An 18,114-nucleotide genomic window follows, 5' to 3' on the forward strand; every position below is an offset into this window, starting at 1 on the left:
AAGGAGTGTCATGATGAAAAAAACAGGAATTCGAGTCATGGTGTTGCTGCTGGCTGTGGTCATGCTGTTGTCCGTGCTCATGCCCGCCATGACCACGTTGGCTGGCGCAGCTGTGACACAGCAAGACATTGACAACTACAAGAGCAGCCTCCAAGATGTCCAGGGACAGCGGTCTGAGCTGCAAAAGAAGCTGGATGCCCTTCAGGACGACAAGGAGGCCACGCAAGAGAAGCTGGCTCTGCTCCAGGAGCAAATCCTCCTCACCGAGCAGCAGATCGGCGAGAGCCAGAAGCTGCTGGACAGCTATGACCAGCAGATCGAGGACAAAAAGGCCGAGATCACCGAGCTGGAGGAGCAGGAGGACCAGCAGTACGACGAGTTCTACACCCAGACCCGCTGGATGGAAGAGAACGGCGGCGCCTCCTTTATCTCTATCATTTTCCAGGCCTCCAGCTTTTCGGAGTTGCTGGACTACATGATGCTGGTCACCGACATCATGAACTACAACGATAAGATCATCACCCAGCTGGAGCAGACCCAGGCAGATCTGGCCCAGGCCCGGGATGATCTGCAGAGCGCCCGGGATGAGCAGGCAGCTGCCCAGAGCCAGCTGGAGACCGCCAAGGCTGATTTGAACAGCCAGAAGAAAGAGGCGGACGAGTACTATCAGCAGCTGCTGGAGGATGAGAAGAGCTACGACAGCGAGGAAGCTCAACTGGAGGCTGAACAGAAGCAGATCGAGGCAGATTTGGCTGAGGCTGAGGAGAAGTATAAGAAGCAGCTGGAAGAGGCCAAGAAGCCCAAGCCCACCCCCACGCCCGCTCCTCCCAGCAATGGTGGCAACACTGGTGGCGGTAGCAGTGCTGGTGGTGGAGGCAACTCCGGTGGCGGCAGCAGCAACCCCGTGGTGGACCCCTCTGGTAACTGGTATTGGCCTCTGCCCGGCTACTATTACATCTCCTCTGTGTTCGGCGGTCGTTATCATCCCATCACTGGTGTGTGGGAGACTCACACCGGCACCGATGTTCCCGCTCCCGGCGGTACCCCCATCCAGTGTGCCAAGGACGGCGTGGTGACCACTGTGGTGCCTGAGAGTGCCGGCAGCAGTTACGGTAACTACTGCATTGTGTACCATGGAGATGGCTATGCCACTCTGTACGCTCATATGCAGAGCACACCCAGCGTCAGTGTGGGTGAGTCTGTGTCTGCCGGTCAGGTGATTGGTTACGTGGGCACCACAGGCAGCTCCACCGGTAACCACCTGCACTTTGAGCTGCGCATCAACGGCCAGCGCGCCAGCGCCCTGGATCTCTATCCCAACCTGAGCTTCAGTGGGCTGTAAAGTATGATTTCTCTGAGGGGGTGCAGACTGGTTCTGCACCCCCTGGTTCTTTTTTGAAATGTGGGTGTATGGTCCCGCATAAGCATAGGCCAAGGAGGTTATCACATGGAGGAACAACAAAAAAAGCGCCGCCGGTTTCCCGGTTGGGCGAAGATCGTCATAGCGGTGGTACTGACTCTGGTGTTGACACTGGGAGCTGTGGCAGGCGCTGCTGTGGTGGTGTTTGGTAAGGATGGCATCGCCCTGATGCAGGGGTATCTGCTGGCCAAGTTCTCCTTTGTGGAGACAGATGCAGACCTGTCCAAGGCGGTGGACAGTGCTCTGGACGGCATGGTGGAAGGGCTGGGAGACCGTTGGTCCTACTACCTGGACCCGGAGAGCTACCAGAACACCTTGCAGAGCCGGGCCAACAACTATGTGGGCATCGGTGTCACTGTCAGCTATGACCGGGAGGACGGCTTGCTGGTGCAGGAGGTCACCGAGGAGGGCCCCGCCCAGCAGGCGGGGGTCAAGGCTGGGGATGTCATCACCCATGTGGATGGCACCTCGGTGGCCGGGGACGCCCGGTATGAGGCCACGGATAGGATTGCGGGGGAAGAGGGCACCCAGGTGGAGCTGACCCTGTTGGGAGAGGACGGGACCACCCGCACGGTGACCTGTACCCGCCAGACCCTGAAAAGCGACTCGGTGAGCAGCAAGCTGCTGGATAACGGCGTGGGCTATGTGCGCCTGGATAACTTCTACTCCGGGGCGGCCTCTTCCCTGAGCCGAGAGGTGCAGAGCCTCATGGACCAGGGAGCCACCAGCCTGGTGCTGGATGTACGTAGCAATCCCGGTGGCTATGTGGCCGAGCTCATCGCCGCTCTGGACTACCTGCTCCCGGAAGGCCCCGTCTTTACCGAGCGGCCCCGGTGGGGCAAGGAGACGGTGTATGAGTCCGACGCCTCCTGTGTGGACCTGCCCATGGTGGTGATGGTGGATGCCAACAGCTACTCTGCCGCCGAGCTGTTCGCCGCCCAGCTGCGGGAGAGCGTCCAGGCCCCCATTGTGGGCGAGGTGACCTCCGGCAAGGGCTACGCCCAGCTCACCTTCCCCCTGGTCAACGGGGGCGGCTTGGGCCTGTCTGTGTCCGCCTACTGCACCGGCGGCGGTCACTCCCTCATTGGGGAGGGCATTCAGCCCGATGTGGAGCTGTCTCTGGACGACAGCGGCACCGACAACCAGCTGCAAGCTGCCATTGACTTGTTGCTGAAATAAAAAAGGACCATCCACGGATTTGTCCGTGGATGGTCCTTTTTTGTGCTTATTCGTTGCGCAGGAAGATGATGCCCAGGGTGTTGGGGCCACAGTGGCTGGAGATGGTGCATCCGGCGGTGGCCTCGTAGATGTCCTGGAAGCCGTAGCCCACCAGGGCGGCCCGGACCGACTCCACCACCCCCTGGTCACACCGGGTATGTACCAGGAAGATGCGGTCCCGGTTGATGCCCGTGGGGTCGGACACCCGCTCCTTCACATAGTCCAGCAGCACCTTGTCCCAGTTGCCCCGGTACTTCTTGGCCACGCCCATTTTGCCGTCCGAGACCTGGATGCAGGGCTTGAGCTTGAGCAGGTTGGCGCCCAGCGCCGCCACGGCGGAGCAGCGGCCACCCTTGGCCAGGTAGTCCAGCTTGTCCACCACGAAGGTGGTGTCCACCCGAGCGGTCAAGCGCTCCAGATAGGGCAGGATGTCCTCCACCTTTTCTCCCCGAGCGGCGGCCAGAGCGGCCTCCAGTACCACAAAGCCGTGGCCACAGGAGAGGTTGCGGGAGTCCACCACAAACACGTTGTCAAACTCCCCAGCGGCCAGAACCGCATTCTGGTGGCAGGAGGAGAAGTCCTGGCTGATGTTGATGTGGATGACCGCGTCATACTGGGCGGACAGAGGGGCGAAGATCTCGGTGTAATCGGCGATGTTGATGGCGGCTGTGGTGGGCAGGTTGCCTCCGGCGGCCACGTGGTCGAAAATCTGCTCGGGGACGATGTCCACGCCGTCCCGATGCACCACCCCGTCCAGATTCACATAGAGGGGCACAATGGTGATCTGGTATTTCTCCAACAGGGCCTGGGGCAGATCGCAGGTGCTGTCAGCGGTGATTTTAATAGACATAGAGAGTCCTCCATCGTCATAAGTATGGTTCTTGGAATACCCCTGTATTCTATCATCAATCCGGGGTGAAATCAATGGTGCAGTTCCGGGTTTTGGAAGTAGGTGGCGGATGTGGCAGCGGTGGGTCGGCTGATCTGGAGAGAAGAGAAGGGGCGGGGGAGCAGTGACCTGCACTATTACGGGACGCTGCCTGTGCTGACCATGACGGTGTGCGCTCCACCCTCCATGGGGATGTGGCGAAAACGGCGGCGGATGCGGCGGGCAGTGCGAGCCCTGTACCAGGCGGGGGTGCGCCAGGTGATCTGGCCCCAGAACTGCCCCTGGAGCCTCCAGGAGGCGGGCTTTGTCGGAATTGAGGTGGAGGCCCTGTACCAGGCCCAGGCGGACCAGTTGGCTCTGGGGGCGTTGGAAGGGTTAGGCATTCCCCTAGGAGAGGGGCGGATAGCTCTGGTGGGACAGCGGCTTACCATCCCCTTGCAGCGCACCGCCCAGCGGCTGTGCCCACAGGTCAAGGGGCTGCTCATCCAGGTGCCAGGGGAAGGGGAGGACTACGCCCGGTGGCTCCACGGCCAGTACGGCCTCCCGGTGGCCCCGGCTGCGGCGGGGGCGGAGGTGACGGTGGCCTTTTCTCCCGGCGGTCTCCGATGGGGACGGTGCCTGGAGGTGTACGGGGATTGCCGCCTGGACGGCCTGCGCCTCACCGCCCCGGGGCTGGACCTGCCGGAGGAGATGGAAGAGCCGCTGTTGGCCGTGCTGTGGGAGCGAGGAGAAATCCGGGGGGAGGATTTGGCGGTTACGAGCCTTGACACCCCAAAGGGGCCGTGGTAATATACTGAGGTAAGTAAATATCGCTGTGAACGCATTTGAGTAGCGTGTGTGAAATCCGTCAGAGAGGCCTTGTCAGCGGCTGAAAGCAGGGCTCGGGGGAAGCGTGCGTGAAGTGCAAGCGGGAGCGAGGGGGATGCAGATGCCCTCCGGCCAGGCCACGTGACGGCCTTTGAGTGACAAACGAGAGTGGAACCGCGAGTACATCGCCTCTCATACCTTGATGGTATGAGAGGTGTTTTTGTTTCATGGGTCTATCCGCAGGAGAGGAGGAATCGTTTTGACCCGATTGGGAGAAACTTTGCGTGCTTACCAAGCCAGAGACCCGGCGGCCCGGAGCCGTCTGGAGATCTTTTTGCTCTATCCCGGCGTCCACGCGGTGCTCTATCACCGTCTGGCCCATTTCCTCTATGTGCACCACCTGAAATTCCTGGCCCGGTTGGTGTCCCAGTGGAGCCGGTTCTGGACGGGGATCGAGATTCACCCTGGGGCCAAGCTGGGCCGCCGCCTGGTCATTGACCACGGCATGGGGATTGTCATCGGCGAGACCGCCGAGGTGGGAGACGACTGCCTGATCTACCACGGAGTCACTCTGGGCGGCACCGGCAAGGACTGCGGTAAACGCCACCCCACCATTGGCAACAATGTGATGATCTCCTGCGGGGCAAAAGTGTTGGGCCCCTTCCGCGTGGGAGACGGCTCCCGCATTGCCGCCAATGCCGTGGTCCTCACCGAGATTCCCGACCATGCCACCGCCGTGGGTGTCCCTGCCCAGGTGGTGCGGGTCCGCGGGGAAAAGGTCAACTATACCGATACGGTGGACCAGACCAGCGTGAAAAACCCCACATTGGAAAAGTTGGGAACCCTGGCGGCTCGGGTTGAGCTGCTGGAAAAACAGGTAAACCAGATGAAAAAGGAGAAGTAAACCATGTATCTATACAATTCCGCCACCCGTAAGAAGGACGAATTCCAGACCCACACCCCTGGCCGTGTGGAGATGTACACCTGCGGCCCCACCGTGTACCACTTTGCCCACATCGGCAACCTGCGCTCCTACATCATGGAGGACGTGCTGGAGAAGTACCTGCGCTGGGAGGGGTATGATGTGAACCGGGTGATGAACATCACCGACGTGGGCCACCTGGCCTCCGATGCGGACACCGGCGAGGACAAGATGCTCAAGGGCGCCAAGCGGGAGCACAAGACCGTCATGGAGATCGCCCAGTTCTACACCGATGCCTTCTTTGACGACTGCCGCAAGCTGAACATCAAGACCCCCGATGTGGTGCAGCCCGCCACCGGCCTCATTGACGAGTTCATCCACATGGTGGAGACCCTCATGGAGAAGGGGTACGCCTACTTTGCCGGCGGCAACGTGTACTTCGACACCTCCAAGCTGGACCACTACTATGTGTTCAACGACCACGACGAGGAGGACCTGGCCGTGGGTGTCCGCGAGGGCGTGGAAGAGGACGTGAACAAGCGCAACAAAAACGACTTTGTGCTCTGGTTTACCAAGTCCAAGTTTGAGGACCAGGCCCTGAAATGGGATTCTCCCTGGGGCGTGGGCTATCCCGGCTGGCACATTGAGTGCTCCGGCATCTCTGCCAAGTTCAACGGCGAGTATCTGGACCTGCACTGCGGCGGCGTGGACAATGCCTTCCCCCACCACACCAATGAGATTGCCCAGTCCGAGGCCTACTTCGGCCACCCCTGGTGCAAGCAGTGGTTCCACGTGGCTCACCTGAATACCAACTCCGGCAAGATGTCCAAGAGCAAGGGCGAGTTCCTCACCGTCTCCCTGCTGGAGGAGAAGGGCTATGACCCCCTGGCCTACCGCTTCTTCTGCCTCCAGAGCCACTACCGCAAGGGCCTGGTGTTCACCTGGGAGAACCTGGACAACGCCGCCACCGCCTATCAGAAGCTGGTGAAGAAGATTGCCGCCCTCAAGCCCGAGGACGGCGAGGTGGACCAGGCTGTGGTGGAGGAGTACCGCACCAAGTTTAAGACTCAGGTGGGCAACGATCTGAACACTTCCATGGCTGTCACCTGCCTCTATGACGCCTTGAAGGCCAAGACCAACGATGCCACGCGTCTGGCCATTTTGAATGACTTTGACCAGGTGCTCTCCCTGTCCCTGCTGGACAAGGCCGCTGAGCTGCGCAAGGCCCAGCAGGCCCAGGCCCAGAAGGCTGCCTCTGGGGAGTTCACCATCCACGGCGAGGGAGACCCCGCCATTGACGCGCTGGTGAAGGCCCGTGCCGAGGCCAAGAAGGCCAAGAACTTCGCCGAGGCCGACCGCATCCGGGACGAGCTGAAGGCCCAGGGCATTGAGGTCACCGACATGCCCAACGGGGCCAGCTGGAGACGAATTTGAAGCAAGAGGAGGGGCGGGGCGTGAGCCAGACCCAACAAGAATCTCACAACCACCTGGAGGGCACCGTCACCGCCATCCTCTTCCGCAACGAGGAGAACGGCTACACGGTGCTGCGTCTGGACACCCCCAACCGGGGTGAGGTGACGGTGGTGGGCTGTATGCCCGGCGTGGCTCCGGGGGAGACCCTGGAGCTGGAGGGCAGCTGGGGCCGCCATGCCAGTTACGGGGAGCAGTTCAAGGCCGAGGCCATCTATCGGCGCATGCCGGTGGGGGAGAAGGCCATCTATGAATACCTGGCTTCCGGGGCGGTGAAGGGCATCCGCATGGGGCTGGCCCGTCAGATTGTGGATAAGTTCGGGGCCCAGGCCCTGGAGATCATTGAGAATGCCCCGGAGGAGTTGGCCCAAATCCGAGGGGTGAGCCTCAAGCGGGCCCGCACCATCAGCGAGGGCTTCCGGGCCCAGATGGGCATGCGGAATCTGGCGGAGTTTCTCACCCAGCACCAGCTGCCCCTGGCCGCCGCCATGCCCCTCTACCAGCGGTTCGGGGACCTGGCGGTGGAGATGGTGCAGAATAACCCCTATCTTCTGGCCGACCGTGGCCTGGACATCCCCTTCTCCAAGGTGGACCAGCTGGCCATTGAGCTGGGTGTGGCGGGGGACGAGCCCCAGCGGGTGGAGACCGCCCTCCTCTTTGAGCTGGAGCACAACGCCGACAACGGCCACGTGTTCCTCCCCCAGGACAAGCTGCTGGCCGCCACAGGCGCCCTCATCGGCGTGGAGGGGGAGTGCCTGGACACCGGGCTGGAAGCCCTCATCCAGCGAGGTGAGGTGGTGCGGGAGGGCATCGCCGGAGTCACCGCCTGCTACTTAGCGGGGCTGTACGGGGCGGAGTGCTATGTGGCCATGCGCCTGAGCGAGATGTGCACCATGGAACTCACCCCGCCCCACAACCTGGACCAGCTGCTGGAGGACATCCAGCGCCGCCAGGGCATTACCTACGCCCAGCAACAGCGGGACGCTGTGGAGCTGGCGGCAAGCCGCCAGGTGATGCTCCTCACCGGCGGTCCGGGTACTGGCAAGACCACTTCTCTGCGGGGAGTGCTGGCCCTCTTTGACCACCTGGGGCTGGAGACTGCTCTGGCCGCTCCGACGGGACGAGCCGCCAAGCGCATGAGCGAGACCTGTGGACAGGATGCCTACACCATCCACCGGCTGTTGGAGACCAAGATGGACCCCTACACCGGACAGCTGGCCTTTACCAAGAACCAGGACGACCCCCTGGGGGTGGATGCTGTCATTGTGGACGAGACCTCCATGGTGGACATGTCCCTGATGTCCGCCCTGCTGGCCGCCATGCGGGGGGACTGCCGCCTGGTGCTGGTGGGTGACCCGGACCAGCTGCCCTCCGTGGGTCCGGGCAACGTGCTGGACCACCTGCTGCGCAGCCATGTGGTGCCGGGGGTGGCCCTTACCGAGATTTTCCGCCAGGCCCAGGAGAGCGCCATTGTCATGAACGCCCACGGGGTCAACCAAGGGGTCATGCCCGACTTGACCAACCACAGCAAAGATTTCTTCTGCATGAAGCGGGGGGACGCGGTGCGCACGGTGGACACCATTGTGGAGCTGTGCCAGCGGCGGCTGCCCCAGAACATGGGTATTCCCCCCAGCCAGATTCAGGTGCTGTCCCCCACACGCCGCCGGGAGGCAGGCACCGCCGCTTTGAACCGTGCCTTGCAGCAGGCATTGAACCCCGCCCAGGATGGGAAAGGGGAGCGGGCCTTCGGTCCCTACATCTTCCGGGAGGGGGACCGAGTGATGCAGGTGAAGAACAACTACGACCTGTTCTGGGAGAACCCGGAGACGGGGGAGAAGGACCTGGGGGTGTTCAACGGGGACATCGGGGAGATCTTGCAGGTGGATGCCGGTGGCGTCACCGTCTCCTTTGATGGCCGCCTGGTGGCCTATCCCCCGGAGCTGCTGGGCGAGCTGGAGCCCGCCTATGCCGTGACGGTACATAAGTCCCAGGGCAGCGAATACCGGGCGGTGATTCTGGCCCTCCAGGACGTGCCGTCCACGCTGTTGGCCCGTGGCGTGCTGTACACCGCCATCACCCGGGCCAAGGAGCTGTTCATTCTGGTGGGCAGCCCGGAGCTCTTGGAGAAGATGGTGAAAAACGACCGCCAGACCCGGCGGTATTCCGCTCTGCGCACCCGACTGATACAAGGCGTACAAGAATAAGAAGGGAAGGTCCCACGGCGTTTGCCGTGGGGCCTTGATGCGTTTATTGGATGGTGCAGGTGACATTTCCGCTGACGGTGGAGATTTCGCACAGATCTCCAGTGGTGCCCTGAGGGGTACGCACATCACCGCTGACGGTTTGAACCGAGAAGGTCTTGGAAGAGGTCAGCGCGGCGGACACGTTTCCGCTGATGGTCTCAATGTGGATGGCTTTAGCATCGCAGTCGGTGAGAGTTACATTTCCGCTGGTGGATTGTAGGCGAAGAGCCTGGGGCTGAGTCCCGGTGAGTTCCAGCTCGCCGCTTACCGTGTCCACACATGCCTCCTCCGTCACCTGTGCAGCCAGGTATACCGACCCACTGGTGGTATACACCTGGAGGTTATCGAAGGAAAAGTTGTCTGGCACAGAGACCGTGCCGCTGAGAGAGTCCACGGACAGGCGCTCATATTGGTCCTGGGGCAGATAGATGGTCAGCTCCACGGGGCCCATGTAGATACCCACGTGATGGTACCAGGCACCTGTATCGTTTTGAGACACGGTGAGGACGCCCTGCTTGACCTCTACAGCATAGTGAGAGGTCCGGCTCTCGGGGCACTCCACCCGGCAGGTGCCATCCTGGGAGGGGAGAAGCTGTACGTCACAGTCGGTGACATCCACCTGGATGGCGGAAAAGGACTCCTGGATCGGATAGGTGGCGGTGTGGTAGTCCAGGGTGTTCAGCCGAGACAGGTCGAATTTCATCACGATCAAGGCGCTCAGGGCCAGAACAAAGCCCACGATGATGAGGGCACATGCGGTGAGAATGGCAATTTTTTTGGAGCGTCTCATCATACAGCCTCCTTTTGTACAAAGCGGAATTTGAGGGCCAGAAGGGCCTTTTTACTCAGGCGCAGAATCCAGACAGAAATCTGGTTGAAGACGAAAAACAGGAGCACAGCCAGGCCCAGACATGCCAGACCGGCACCCAGCAGGAAGACTCTGGCGGCCAACTCCCCGGAGGAGGCCAACAGCAGAGAACCCACCAGACCTGCCAGACCACCCAGCGCAGCGGTGAGGTCTACGGCGTACAGAGTGATGATACAGGCCCAGAGAACAGCATACCCCGCCAGAAGGACCAGCACAGCGGCGCAGGCCAGAGGAACCCACACGGGGGACCCCAGCACCAGCAGAATAATTTCCCATGCCTTCATGGGGCGTTTGGGCTTGACTTTTTCGTGGACTAGTCGGGGCAGCGGGGTTTCTGAGAGAATCTGAGCTACGAGGTCCCGGACCGGACCCAGAGCGGCTACCGCCTCCTCTTCAGACATACCGTCCTCCATGCGGTCTTCTACCATCTCCCGGTAGAACTCCACCCAGTGCTGAATATCCCCTCGTGGCAATCCGTTCAGACCTGCCTGGAGGGCAGCGAGAAATTCTTGTTTATTCATGGCTTTCATCCTCTCTTGTGACGAACTGATAGATGGATATGATCTCGTTCCACTCGGCTTTGAAATCCTCCAGACGCTGGAGCCCCTGGGGGGTGATGTGGTAGTACTTGCGCAGTCTGCCGTTGTGCTCGGCCTTTCGTACCGTCAGCAGCTGGGCCCCTTCTAAACGTCGTAAAATGGGGTACAGGGTGGACTCAGAGATCTCCACATAGGGCTTCATGTCTTTGATGATCTGATAGCCGTAGGAATCCTCGTTTTTGATGGCCGCCAGCACACACACGTCCAGCAGTCCTCGCTTTAACTGAATATCCATGGAATACCTCCCTTCACGTAATACTATGCCATGTATAGTATTACGTGTCAAGGGGTATTTAGAGATTGTGCACTATACCGGGAACGATACTTGAATATTAAAGATGATTGTGCTAAACTGACAAGAGAAGACAGGCGGCACATGACTCTCTCATCCTCGCAGCCCCCACAGAAGATGACCCAGCCATGGGCTGGTTGCCGTAGAAAACAGGTCAAAATTTCAACACGAGGAGGATCGGTATGTCAAACAATCACTACACCCTTGGTTCCGACCAGCATCAGGCGTGGATGCGTGAGTACTGGTATGCGCCCAGAGGCATTGGGTTTACAGAACCGGGGATTGTCAGCACAGACAGCGCAGAGTTTAGTGCCTACAACGTGGCCAAGTCCTTCTATCAGAACTATCCCGAGGTGTTCAATTTGAAGTACATTTCGGACAAAGTTGGAATTCCGGCTGCGGAAGTGGGGGAGAGAATCAAGCGGATGTATGACCAGCACGCCATTATGTTCGTGTACAATCCGGCGGTGGCGGTGTATGGCTGGGGCCTGTACTACTGGGTGGTGAAGCTCAAGGATGGCACCGACCCGGCGGTGAAGGCCAAGCTGTCCGAGTGGTTCCAGAACAAGGACGACATCTGCACCGGATACGAGACCAACGGCGACTTCGACTACTTCAACGGAAACCACATGCGGGTGCTGGATAACCTGCTCAGCGACGTCATCGGACCCTGGCGGGATATGCCGGAGGTGGAGTACGTCCACCTGTGCCCCATCCGCCGGGACGTGCGGGAGTCCAACGTGAACATGTGGGACGCCCATGGGGAGGGCTACCGCAAGTTCATCTGGGGCCAGGAGCAGGTGGATAAACTGCTGGAGGTCCAGGATGTCCTGGACAAGACGGACTTCGCCATCATCGACGCCATCAACAACACCGCTTCCGTGGGAGACATGTTCGACTATGACGTGCTGGAGCGGCTCAGCGGCCTGGATGGGGCCCAGATGAAGGCGGACTTTGTGGAGATTTGCGACAAGCGCCGTATCGCTGTGCCCATGATCTACATCAACCACATGCGCTTGGGCCTGTCCATGAAGATGTACCTGGTGCGCATGTTCCAGAATGTGCCCAGCTACCGGAAAGCCCAGCTGGTGGACGAGCTCAGCGACATGCCTGAGTTCAACAACATCTGGGAGTTCTCCGATTCCTTCTATGACGTGATGCTCAGCTCCTTTAATCAGCTCACCGACCCCGAGGCCCTGCGGGCCAAGCTGGAGAGCTATGGAGAAATTGAGGAGGTGAAGGTGGCGGACTCGCCCCGGCAGTTCCGCCGCTGGGTGGCCCGCTTGGACGACCAGAACGGCTATTGGGAGGAGTGCGTCTTCACCGACGACTTTCTCCAGGACCGCACCGCTCAAAGCTGCGTCAAGTGCCAGTTTTCCAATCATGAGGAGGTGAAATGACATGAAGGTAGAGCGCGCCAGAGAATATGTCATTGAGAACCTGCAATATGCCCTGAATCCCCGGTCCATCGCCGTAGTGGGCGCCAGCCGATACCCCACCAAGGTGGGCTATAAGGTCATTGAGGAGCTGCGCCGCTGGGGCTACAAAGGAGAACTGTACCCCGTCAACCCAAGAAGCAACGTGGTGCAGGGCCTGCCCGCTTACCCCACCGTCAAAGACATTCCCTATGATGTGGATTTGGTGTTCGTCGCCGTACCAGCCCACATTGTCAAATCCGTGCTGGAGGACTGCGTGGCCAAAAAGGTGAAGATCGTGGTCATCGCTACCAGCGCCTTTAAGGAGATCGGTCGAGGCGAGCTGCAAAATCAGCTCACCCAGTACTGCCGGGACAACCAGCTGCCCCTCATCGGCCCCAACTTGGTGGGCATGGGCAGCCCCTATCTGAACTTCAACTGTGGCTTCATTCCCTATCTGCCCATCAAGGGCCCTGTGGCCATGATCTCCCAGTCGGGGGCCAATCTGCTGGCCGCTCTGGGTACCTCCCAGAAGGACCACTTCGGCATGAGCTTCTTTGTGGGCCTGGGCAACAAGGCGGACGTGGACTTCTGCGAGTTCGTGGCCTATGCCGGGCGGGACCCCAACACCAGGTGTCTGGCCATCTACATCGAGGGCCTGGACAGCCCCGAGGCTTTTGTGGACGCCTGCAAGCATGTGGATAAGCCCATTGTCACCATCAAGGTGGGCGGCTCCAAGATCGGCGAGAAGGCGGCCTTTGCCCACACCGCCAGTGAGAACGCCGGGACCACCGACGCTTTCTATGACGAGATCTTTGAGCGGGCGGGTGCCATCCGGGCTACCACCTGGCAGGAGTTCCTGGACGTGTCCCTGGCTCTGGGCATGCAGCCCACCCCCAAGGGAGACCACATCGTGATGATTACCAACGGCGGCGGCTCCGGTCTGCTCAGCTGTGACCACTTCGAGCGCTGCGGCCTGCCCCTCCATGAACTGTCTGAGATCTCCCCGGGTCTGGCCGGACGCATCCGGGCCTATATGCCCATGTTTGGCTCACCTCTGAATCCTGTGGACATCTCGGGCACCGCCTCTCCCATCCAGTACAAGGGCGCCTTCACCCAGGCCATCCGAGACCCCAACGTGCACGGTATTCTGGGCTCCATCTGTCCCACTGCCGTCACCGATGTGCCTGCGGTCACGGATGTGGTCATTCAGATCCACGAGACCTACAAGCACTTGGGCAAGCCTTTTATCATGGAGTGTCAAGGCGGCGAGGAGTGCCAAGAGGCCATCATGAAGCTGCGGGACCACGGCATCCCCGCCTATCCCACGGCAGAGCAGGCAGTCAACGCCATGATTGCGCTGTATAAATACGGCCAAATCAAGAAAAACAAGGCATAATCCCAAGGGTGTGGGGCGGGAAGATTCCCGCCCCACACCGGGTGGATGGAAATTATTTTGTATTGCCATTTGACCTCCAATCTGATATGATACAAAGTCGAGACAGAAGGGAGGGAATGGACATGCTGGCACAGATGAAGGCGAATCAGTGTTTGGTGTGGCCGTTCCATCGTCCTATATGAGACAATTACCTTGTTCAGGTGATTGTCTTTTTTTCTGTGAGAACATGAGAGAAAAGGAGAGAATAACGTGAACAACCATCAAGCGCCCATTCAGGACGCCCGTGTCCTGGGCTGGCCCAAGATGCTGATTTTGGGCTTGCAGCACATGTTCGCCATGTTCGGGGCCACCGTGCTGGTGCCCATGCTGGTGAGCAACTCCTACGGCCTGCCCCTGTCCATTCAGACTACCCTGTTTTTTGCCGGTATCGGCACCCTGTTTTTCCACCTGTGTACCAAGCTGAAGGTGCCCGCCTTCCTGGGCTCCTCCTTCGCCTTCCTGGGCGGTTTCCAGGCTGTCAGTGAGCTGACCGCTGGCAAGTACGCCGACATGGCCGCCGCCGAGAAGCTCCAGTACGCCCTGGGAGGCATCGTGGTGGCCGGCCTGCTGTATGTGGTTCTGGCCGGTATCATCAAGCTGGTAGGTGTGCAGAAGGTCATGCGCTTCCTGCCCCCTGTGGTCACCGGCCCCATCATCATCCTCATCGGCCTGAACCTGGCCCCCTCCGCCGTGTCCAACGCCTCCACCTGCTGGTGGCTGGCCATTGTGGCCATGGCCATCATCGTGGTGGCCAACATCTGGGGCAAGGGCATGATTAAGATCATCCCCATCCTCCTGGGTGTGGTGGGCTCCTATATCGTGGCCGTGATCGCCAACTCCTTTGGCGCTACCGCCGTGGACGCCGCTGGCAACGTGGTGCCCCTCATCGACTATTCCGGTGTGGTTGGCGCCAACCTGGTGGGTCTCCAGCCCTTTGTTATCGCCAAGTTTGACTTGACCTCCATCTTCGTCATGGCCCCCATCGCCATTGCCGCCATGATGGAGCACATCGGCGATATGTCCGCCATCTCCGCCACCGTGGGCAAGAACTTCCTGTCCGACCCCGGCCTGCACCGTACCCTCATCGGTGACGGTATCGCCACCTCGCTCTCCGGCCTGTTTGGCGGCCCCGCCAACACCACCTACGGTGAGAACACCGGCGTGCTGGTGCTCTCCCGGGTCCACGACCCCCGGGTGGTGCGTCTGGCTGCCATCTACGCCGTGGTGCTGTCCTTCAGCCCCGCCTTCGCCGCTGTGGTCAACTCCATCCCCACCGCCATCATCGGCGGCGTGTCCTTCATCCTCTACGGTATGATCTCCGCCATCGGCGTGCGTAACGTGGTGGAGAACCGAGTGGACTTCACCAACTCCCGCAACCTCATCATTGCCGCCGTCATTCTGGTGTGCGGTCTGGGCTTCACCAATGGCATCACCTTTGCCATCGGTGAGGTGCACATCACCCTCACCAACCTGGCGCTGGCCGCCGTTGCGGGCATCGCCCTCAACGCCATCCTCCCCGGCAAGGACTACACCTTCGGTGCCGACGTCACCGAGGGCCGCGCTGGCGACTTTGGCCGTTACTAAGCAGCGTTCCAATCAATCACCCGCGGCGTCCGGCTCACCTGGCCGGACGCCGCTGTATTTTGCAGCAAAAATTTTTCGGGGAAGTGTTGTAAGATTTCCCCCACTCCCCAGTCTTATGGGTGGAAGGAGGTGGTGGCGTGACCGAGTTTGAAGAGATCTACCGGACCTACTTTAATGACGTGTACCGGTATCTGCTGCGCCTGTCCGGGGACCCACACGTGGCAGAGGAGCTCACCAGCCAGACCTTTTTTAAGGCGATGCAGGGCATCCAAAGCTTCCGGGGCGCCTGCGAGGTGCGGGTGTGGCTGTGTCAGATCGGGAAAAACTGCTACCTGACCTACGTGAAAGGTCAAAAACGCACCCACCCGCTGGATGAGGCCGACCTATTAGAACTGCCGGAGGAGGGAGACTCCCCGGAACAGCTGTGTGAGCGGCGGGACCAGGCCATGCGCATCCGCAAGGTGCTCCACCAGCTGCCCGACCCCTACAAAGAGGTGTTTCTGTGGCGGGTGTTTGCCGAGTTGAGCTTCAAGGAGATTGGCCAGATGTTTGGAAAGACCCACAACTGGGCCTGTGTCACCTATCACCGGGCCAAAGCCATGGTCAGACAACGATTGGAGGAGAACGAAACATGAAACAGGAATGCAGCATCGTCCGAGACCTGCTCCCCCTGTATGTGGAGGACATGGTCAGCCCAGAGACGGCGGCGTTTGTGGGGGAGCATTTGAAAAGCTGCGAGACGTGCCAGGCGGAGGTCCAGAGCCTGCGCCAGCCCCCGGACGTAACCCCGCCCACCCAGGAAGCGCGCCCTGAGGCCCCGCTGCGGCGACTCCAGAAGAAACTACTGCTCAAGCGAATACAGACTGCCTTGTTGGCGGGTGGATTTGTGCTGGTGATACTCTTGTCCGCCTTTGCCATCCTCTCTGCGCCCCGCTATGTCCCCTATACGGCCCAGTTGCTGGAGGTGACAGAGCAGGCGGACGGCAGCCTCACCATCACCTTTGACCAAGCGGTGACCCAGTGCCAGGTGGAGAGCCTGGGCACCCAGGAGCCGGACAACCAGAGCGAGAGCTATTCCATTCAGGCGTGGACCTCTCCCTGGGACCAGTGGTTTTCCCACTCAGGCGTCCGCACCCTCACCATTGCCCCCCACACCGACCGCCCGGTGCTGGTGTACTACGCCCAGAACAACGGGCAGGGGGACGTATTGGTGTATGGGGAACACCCGGATGGGGGGATGGAGACCCTGCCTCGGCTGGTGCTGGGCTACTATCTGTTCCTGGCGGCGGGGGTGTTTGTGGTGCTCCTGGTGGTGTGGTGCGCAGCGAAGAAGAAGCCCAAGGTCCGGCAATGGGTGGGGCGGGCCCTACTGCTGCCCCCCGCCTATGGGGTAGGACACCTCATTGTGTTGGGCTTCACCACGGTGTCCTATTGCGCCACCCGGGACTTCATCCTCATTGTAGCCATCGGGGCGTTTGTGTACTGCCTGGTCCTGCTGGCCGTCCGCATCTACCGCCTGTGGAGGGAGTTGAGACCAAATTGAGGGGAAGTGGGGAATTTCTCATGGTTGACAAAATTCTATCCTTTTAGTATGATAAAGCGTGATATATCTGCGGTCTCGTTCAAAGGGGAGCGTCAGCCGCATCAAAGGAGAGAAAACCATGAAGAAACCGTTCCTCACCCTGGCTCAGGCCAAGGAGATTCGTGAGACCTATCCCACCCCGTTCCACATCTACGACCAGGCGGGGATTGAAGACAATGCCAAGAAGCTGTACCAGGCTTTCTCCTGGAATCCCGGCTTTAAGGAATATTTCGCCGTGAAAGCCACCCCCACCCCCGGCATTTTGAAGTTGCTCCACGCCCAGGGCTGTGGCGTGGACTGCTCCTCCCTCACCGAGCTGATGATGGCAGAGCGCTGTGGCTTTACCGGCCATGAGATCATGTTCTCCTCCAACGAGACCCCCGCCGAGGAGTTCCGCTACGCCCACAAGCTGGGGGCCATCATCAACCTGGACGACCTGACCCACGTGGACTTCCTCTATGACACCCTGGGCTGTGTCCCTGAGACCATCTCCTGCCGCTACAATCCCGGCGGCACCTTCACCCTGGGGGAGAGCAAGGAGGGCTTCCAGGTCATGGACAAGCCGGGGGACGCCAAGTACGGCATGACCAAGGAGCAGATGAAGCAGGCGTTCACCCGCCTGAAGGAGCTGGGGGCCAAGAACTTCGGCATCCACGCCTTCCTGGCCTCCAACACCCTGTCCAACGACTACTATCCCGCTCTGGCCCGGGTGCTCTTCGAGCTGGCCGTGGAGCTGCAGCGGGACACCGGGTGCCACATCACCTTCCTCAACCTGTCCGGCGGCGTAGGCGTGCCCTACCGCCCGGAGCAGCCCGCCAACGACATCGCCATCATCGGCGAGGGGGTGCGGAAAGCCTACGAGGAGATCTTGGTGCCCGCTGGCATGGGAGACATCTCTCTGTGCACCGAGCTGGGCCGCTTCATGCTGGCCCCCTATGGGCACCTGGTCACCACAGCCGTCCACGAAAAGCACATCTACAAGGAGTACATCGGGGTGGACGCCTGTGCCGCCAACCTGATGCGCCCCGCCATCTACGGTGCTTACCATCATATCACCGTGCTGGGCAAGGAGGACGCCCCCTGTGACCACGTCTACGACGTGGTGGGCTCCCTGTGTGAAAACAGCGATAAGTTTGCCATTGACCGCGCTCTGCCCCAGATCGACAAGGGTGACATTCTGGTCATCCACGACACCGGGGCCCACGGCTTTGCCATGGGCTACCAGTACAACGGCAAGCTGCGCTCGGCGGAACTGCTGCTCAAGCGGGACGGCTCGGTGGAGCTGATGCGCCGGGCGGAGACCCCCGACGACTACTTTGCAACTCTCGTTTGGTAACAAGAAAACGTCCCGTCCGGCACCGCCGGGC

16 protein-coding genes are annotated in these 18,114 nt (G+C 60.4%); 12 read left to right on the plus strand and 4 right to left on the minus strand.

What is annotated here, in order from left to right:
• The first annotated feature begins 13 nt into the window (after positions 1–13).
• Positions 14–1,342, plus strand: a complete 1,329-nt coding sequence (locus B5F22_RS01835; RefSeq protein ID WP_143482153.1) for a M23 family metallopeptidase — start codon at positions 14–16, stop codon at positions 1,340–1,342.
• Positions 1,343–1,447: 105 nt separating this feature from the next.
• Positions 1,448–2,599, plus strand: a complete 1,152-nt coding sequence (locus B5F22_RS01840) for a S41 family peptidase (protein WP_087390172.1) — start codon at positions 1,448–1,450, stop codon at positions 2,597–2,599.
• 46 nt (positions 2,600–2,645) lie between these two features.
• On the opposite strand, the gene B5F22_RS01845 is transcribed toward B5F22_RS01840, so the two are convergent.
• On the minus strand, positions 2,646–3,488 hold the full coding sequence (locus tag B5F22_RS01845; protein WP_087369652.1) for a DegV family protein: 843 nt from the start codon (positions 3,486–3,488) through the stop codon (positions 2,646–2,648).
• A 111-nt stretch (positions 3,489–3,599) separates the two neighbouring features.
• Here B5F22_RS01845 and B5F22_RS01850 point away from each other — a divergent pair, with 111 nt between their 5' ends.
• From B5F22_RS01850 to B5F22_RS01865, 4 genes are all read left to right on the plus strand, one after another.
• The gene (locus B5F22_RS01850; protein ID WP_143482154.1) at positions 3,600–4,316 is read left to right on the plus strand and encodes a hypothetical protein; all 717 of its coding nucleotides are present in this window, start codon (positions 3,600–3,602) and stop codon (positions 4,314–4,316) included.
• A gap of 277 nt (positions 4,317–4,593) precedes the next feature.
• Positions 4,594–5,238, plus strand: coding sequence for a serine O-acetyltransferase EpsC (epsC, locus tag B5F22_RS01855; RefSeq protein ID WP_087390178.1), 645 nt, complete (start codon positions 4,594–4,596; stop codon positions 5,236–5,238).
• 3 nt (positions 5,239–5,241) lie between these two features.
• Positions 5,242–6,690, plus strand: coding sequence for a cysteine--tRNA ligase (cysS, locus tag B5F22_RS01860; protein ID WP_087390181.1), 1,449 nt, complete (start codon positions 5,242–5,244; stop codon positions 6,688–6,690).
• 20 nt (positions 6,691–6,710) lie between these two features.
• Entirely contained in the window at positions 6,711–8,930 is a 2,220-nt protein-coding gene (locus B5F22_RS01865; protein WP_087390184.1) for an ATP-dependent RecD-like DNA helicase, read from the plus strand.
• A gap of 43 nt (positions 8,931–8,973) precedes the next feature.
• Here B5F22_RS01865 and B5F22_RS01870 read toward each other — a convergent pair whose 3' ends face one another.
• Genes B5F22_RS01870 through B5F22_RS01880 form a run of 3 tightly spaced genes read right to left on the minus strand, consistent with a single transcriptional unit; the run spans position 8,974 to position 10,671 of the window.
• Positions 8,974–9,759 carry a DUF4097 family beta strand repeat-containing protein gene (locus tag B5F22_RS01870; RefSeq protein WP_158096574.1) on the minus strand — a complete coding sequence of 262 codons (786 nt, stop codon included), beginning with the start codon at positions 9,757–9,759 and terminating at the stop codon, positions 8,974–8,976.
• Entirely contained in the window at positions 9,759–10,358 is a 600-nt protein-coding gene (locus B5F22_RS01875) for a DUF1700 domain-containing protein (RefSeq protein ID WP_158096575.1), read from the minus strand. The genes B5F22_RS01870 and B5F22_RS01875 overlap by 1 nt, the downstream gene beginning before the upstream one ends.
• On the minus strand, positions 10,351–10,671 hold the full coding sequence (locus tag B5F22_RS01880) for a PadR family transcriptional regulator (RefSeq protein ID WP_087390191.1): 321 nt from the start codon (positions 10,669–10,671) through the stop codon (positions 10,351–10,353). The genes B5F22_RS01875 and B5F22_RS01880 overlap by 8 nt, the downstream gene beginning before the upstream one ends.
• 239 nt (positions 10,672–10,910) lie before the next feature.
• Here B5F22_RS01880 and B5F22_RS01885 point away from each other — a divergent pair, with 239 nt between their 5' ends.
• The 6 genes from B5F22_RS01885 (at position 10,911) to B5F22_RS01910 (ending at position 18,083) form a co-directional block, all read left to right on the plus strand.
• A complete protein-coding gene (locus B5F22_RS01885; protein WP_087390194.1) occupies positions 10,911–12,128 on the plus strand; it encodes an AsnC family transcriptional regulator in 1,218 nt (405 codons plus the stop codon).
• Position 12,129: 1 nt separating this feature from the next.
• The gene (locus tag B5F22_RS01890; RefSeq protein WP_087390196.1) at positions 12,130–13,542 is read left to right on the plus strand and encodes a CoA-binding protein; all 1,413 of its coding nucleotides are present in this window, start codon (positions 12,130–12,132) and stop codon (positions 13,540–13,542) included.
• Between the two features lie 303 nt (positions 13,543–13,845).
• On the plus strand, positions 13,846–15,165 hold the full coding sequence (locus B5F22_RS01895) for a uracil-xanthine permease family protein (protein WP_087390619.1): 1,320 nt from the start codon (positions 13,846–13,848) through the stop codon (positions 15,163–15,165).
• Between the two features lie 137 nt (positions 15,166–15,302).
• Entirely contained in the window at positions 15,303–15,800 is a 498-nt protein-coding gene (locus tag B5F22_RS01900) for a sigma-70 family RNA polymerase sigma factor (protein ID WP_087390198.1), read from the plus strand.
• On the plus strand, positions 15,797–16,708 hold the full coding sequence (locus B5F22_RS01905) for a zf-HC2 domain-containing protein (RefSeq protein WP_087390201.1): 912 nt from the start codon (positions 15,797–15,799) through the stop codon (positions 16,706–16,708). The genes B5F22_RS01900 and B5F22_RS01905 overlap by 4 nt, the downstream gene beginning before the upstream one ends.
• A 118-nt stretch (positions 16,709–16,826) precedes the next feature.
• Positions 16,827–18,083, plus strand: coding sequence for a diaminopimelate decarboxylase (locus B5F22_RS01910; protein ID WP_087390204.1), 1,257 nt, complete (start codon positions 16,827–16,829; stop codon positions 18,081–18,083).
• The last annotated feature ends 31 nt before the right edge of the window (positions 18,084–18,114 follow it).

The sequence above is a fragment of the Pseudoflavonifractor sp. An187 genome, from assembly GCF_002160275.1.
Lineage (GTDB): Bacteria > Bacillota > Clostridia > Oscillospirales > Oscillospiraceae > Enterenecus > Enterenecus faecium.

Excerpts from the sequence above, each read along its gene's own strand:
- B5F22_RS01870 (WP_158096574.1), bottom strand. The coding sequence starts at position 9,759 with ATGAGACGCTCCAAAAAAATTGCCATTCTCACCGCATGTGCCCTCATC.
- B5F22_RS01880 (WP_087390191.1), bottom strand. The coding sequence starts at position 10,671 with ATGGATATTCAGTTAAAGCGAGGACTGCTGGACGTGTGTGTGCTGGCG.
- B5F22_RS01835 (WP_143482153.1), top strand. The coding sequence starts at position 14 with ATGAAAAAAACAGGAATTCGAGTCATGGTGTTGCTGCTGGCTGTGGTC.
- B5F22_RS01875 (WP_158096575.1), bottom strand. The coding sequence starts at position 10,358 with ATGAATAAACAAGAATTTCTCGCTGCCCTCCAGGCAGGTCTGAACGGA.
- B5F22_RS01840 (WP_087390172.1), top strand. The coding sequence starts at position 1,448 with ATGGAGGAACAACAAAAAAAGCGCCGCCGGTTTCCCGGTTGGGCGAAG.
- B5F22_RS01885 (WP_087390194.1), top strand. The coding sequence starts at position 10,911 with ATGTCAAACAATCACTACACCCTTGGTTCCGACCAGCATCAGGCGTGG.
- B5F22_RS01905 (WP_087390201.1), top strand. The coding sequence starts at position 15,797 with ATGAAACAGGAATGCAGCATCGTCCGAGACCTGCTCCCCCTGTATGTG.
- cysS (WP_087390181.1), top strand. The coding sequence starts at position 5,242 with ATGTATCTATACAATTCCGCCACCCGTAAGAAGGACGAATTCCAGACC.
- B5F22_RS01890 (WP_087390196.1), top strand. The coding sequence starts at position 12,130 with ATGAAGGTAGAGCGCGCCAGAGAATATGTCATTGAGAACCTGCAATAT.
- B5F22_RS01910 (WP_087390204.1), top strand. The coding sequence starts at position 16,827 with ATGAAGAAACCGTTCCTCACCCTGGCTCAGGCCAAGGAGATTCGTGAG.
- B5F22_RS01845 (WP_087369652.1), bottom strand. The coding sequence starts at position 3,488 with ATGTCTATTAAAATCACCGCTGACAGCACCTGCGATCTGCCCCAGGCC.
- B5F22_RS01895 (WP_087390619.1), top strand. The coding sequence starts at position 13,846 with ATGCTGATTTTGGGCTTGCAGCACATGTTCGCCATGTTCGGGGCCACC.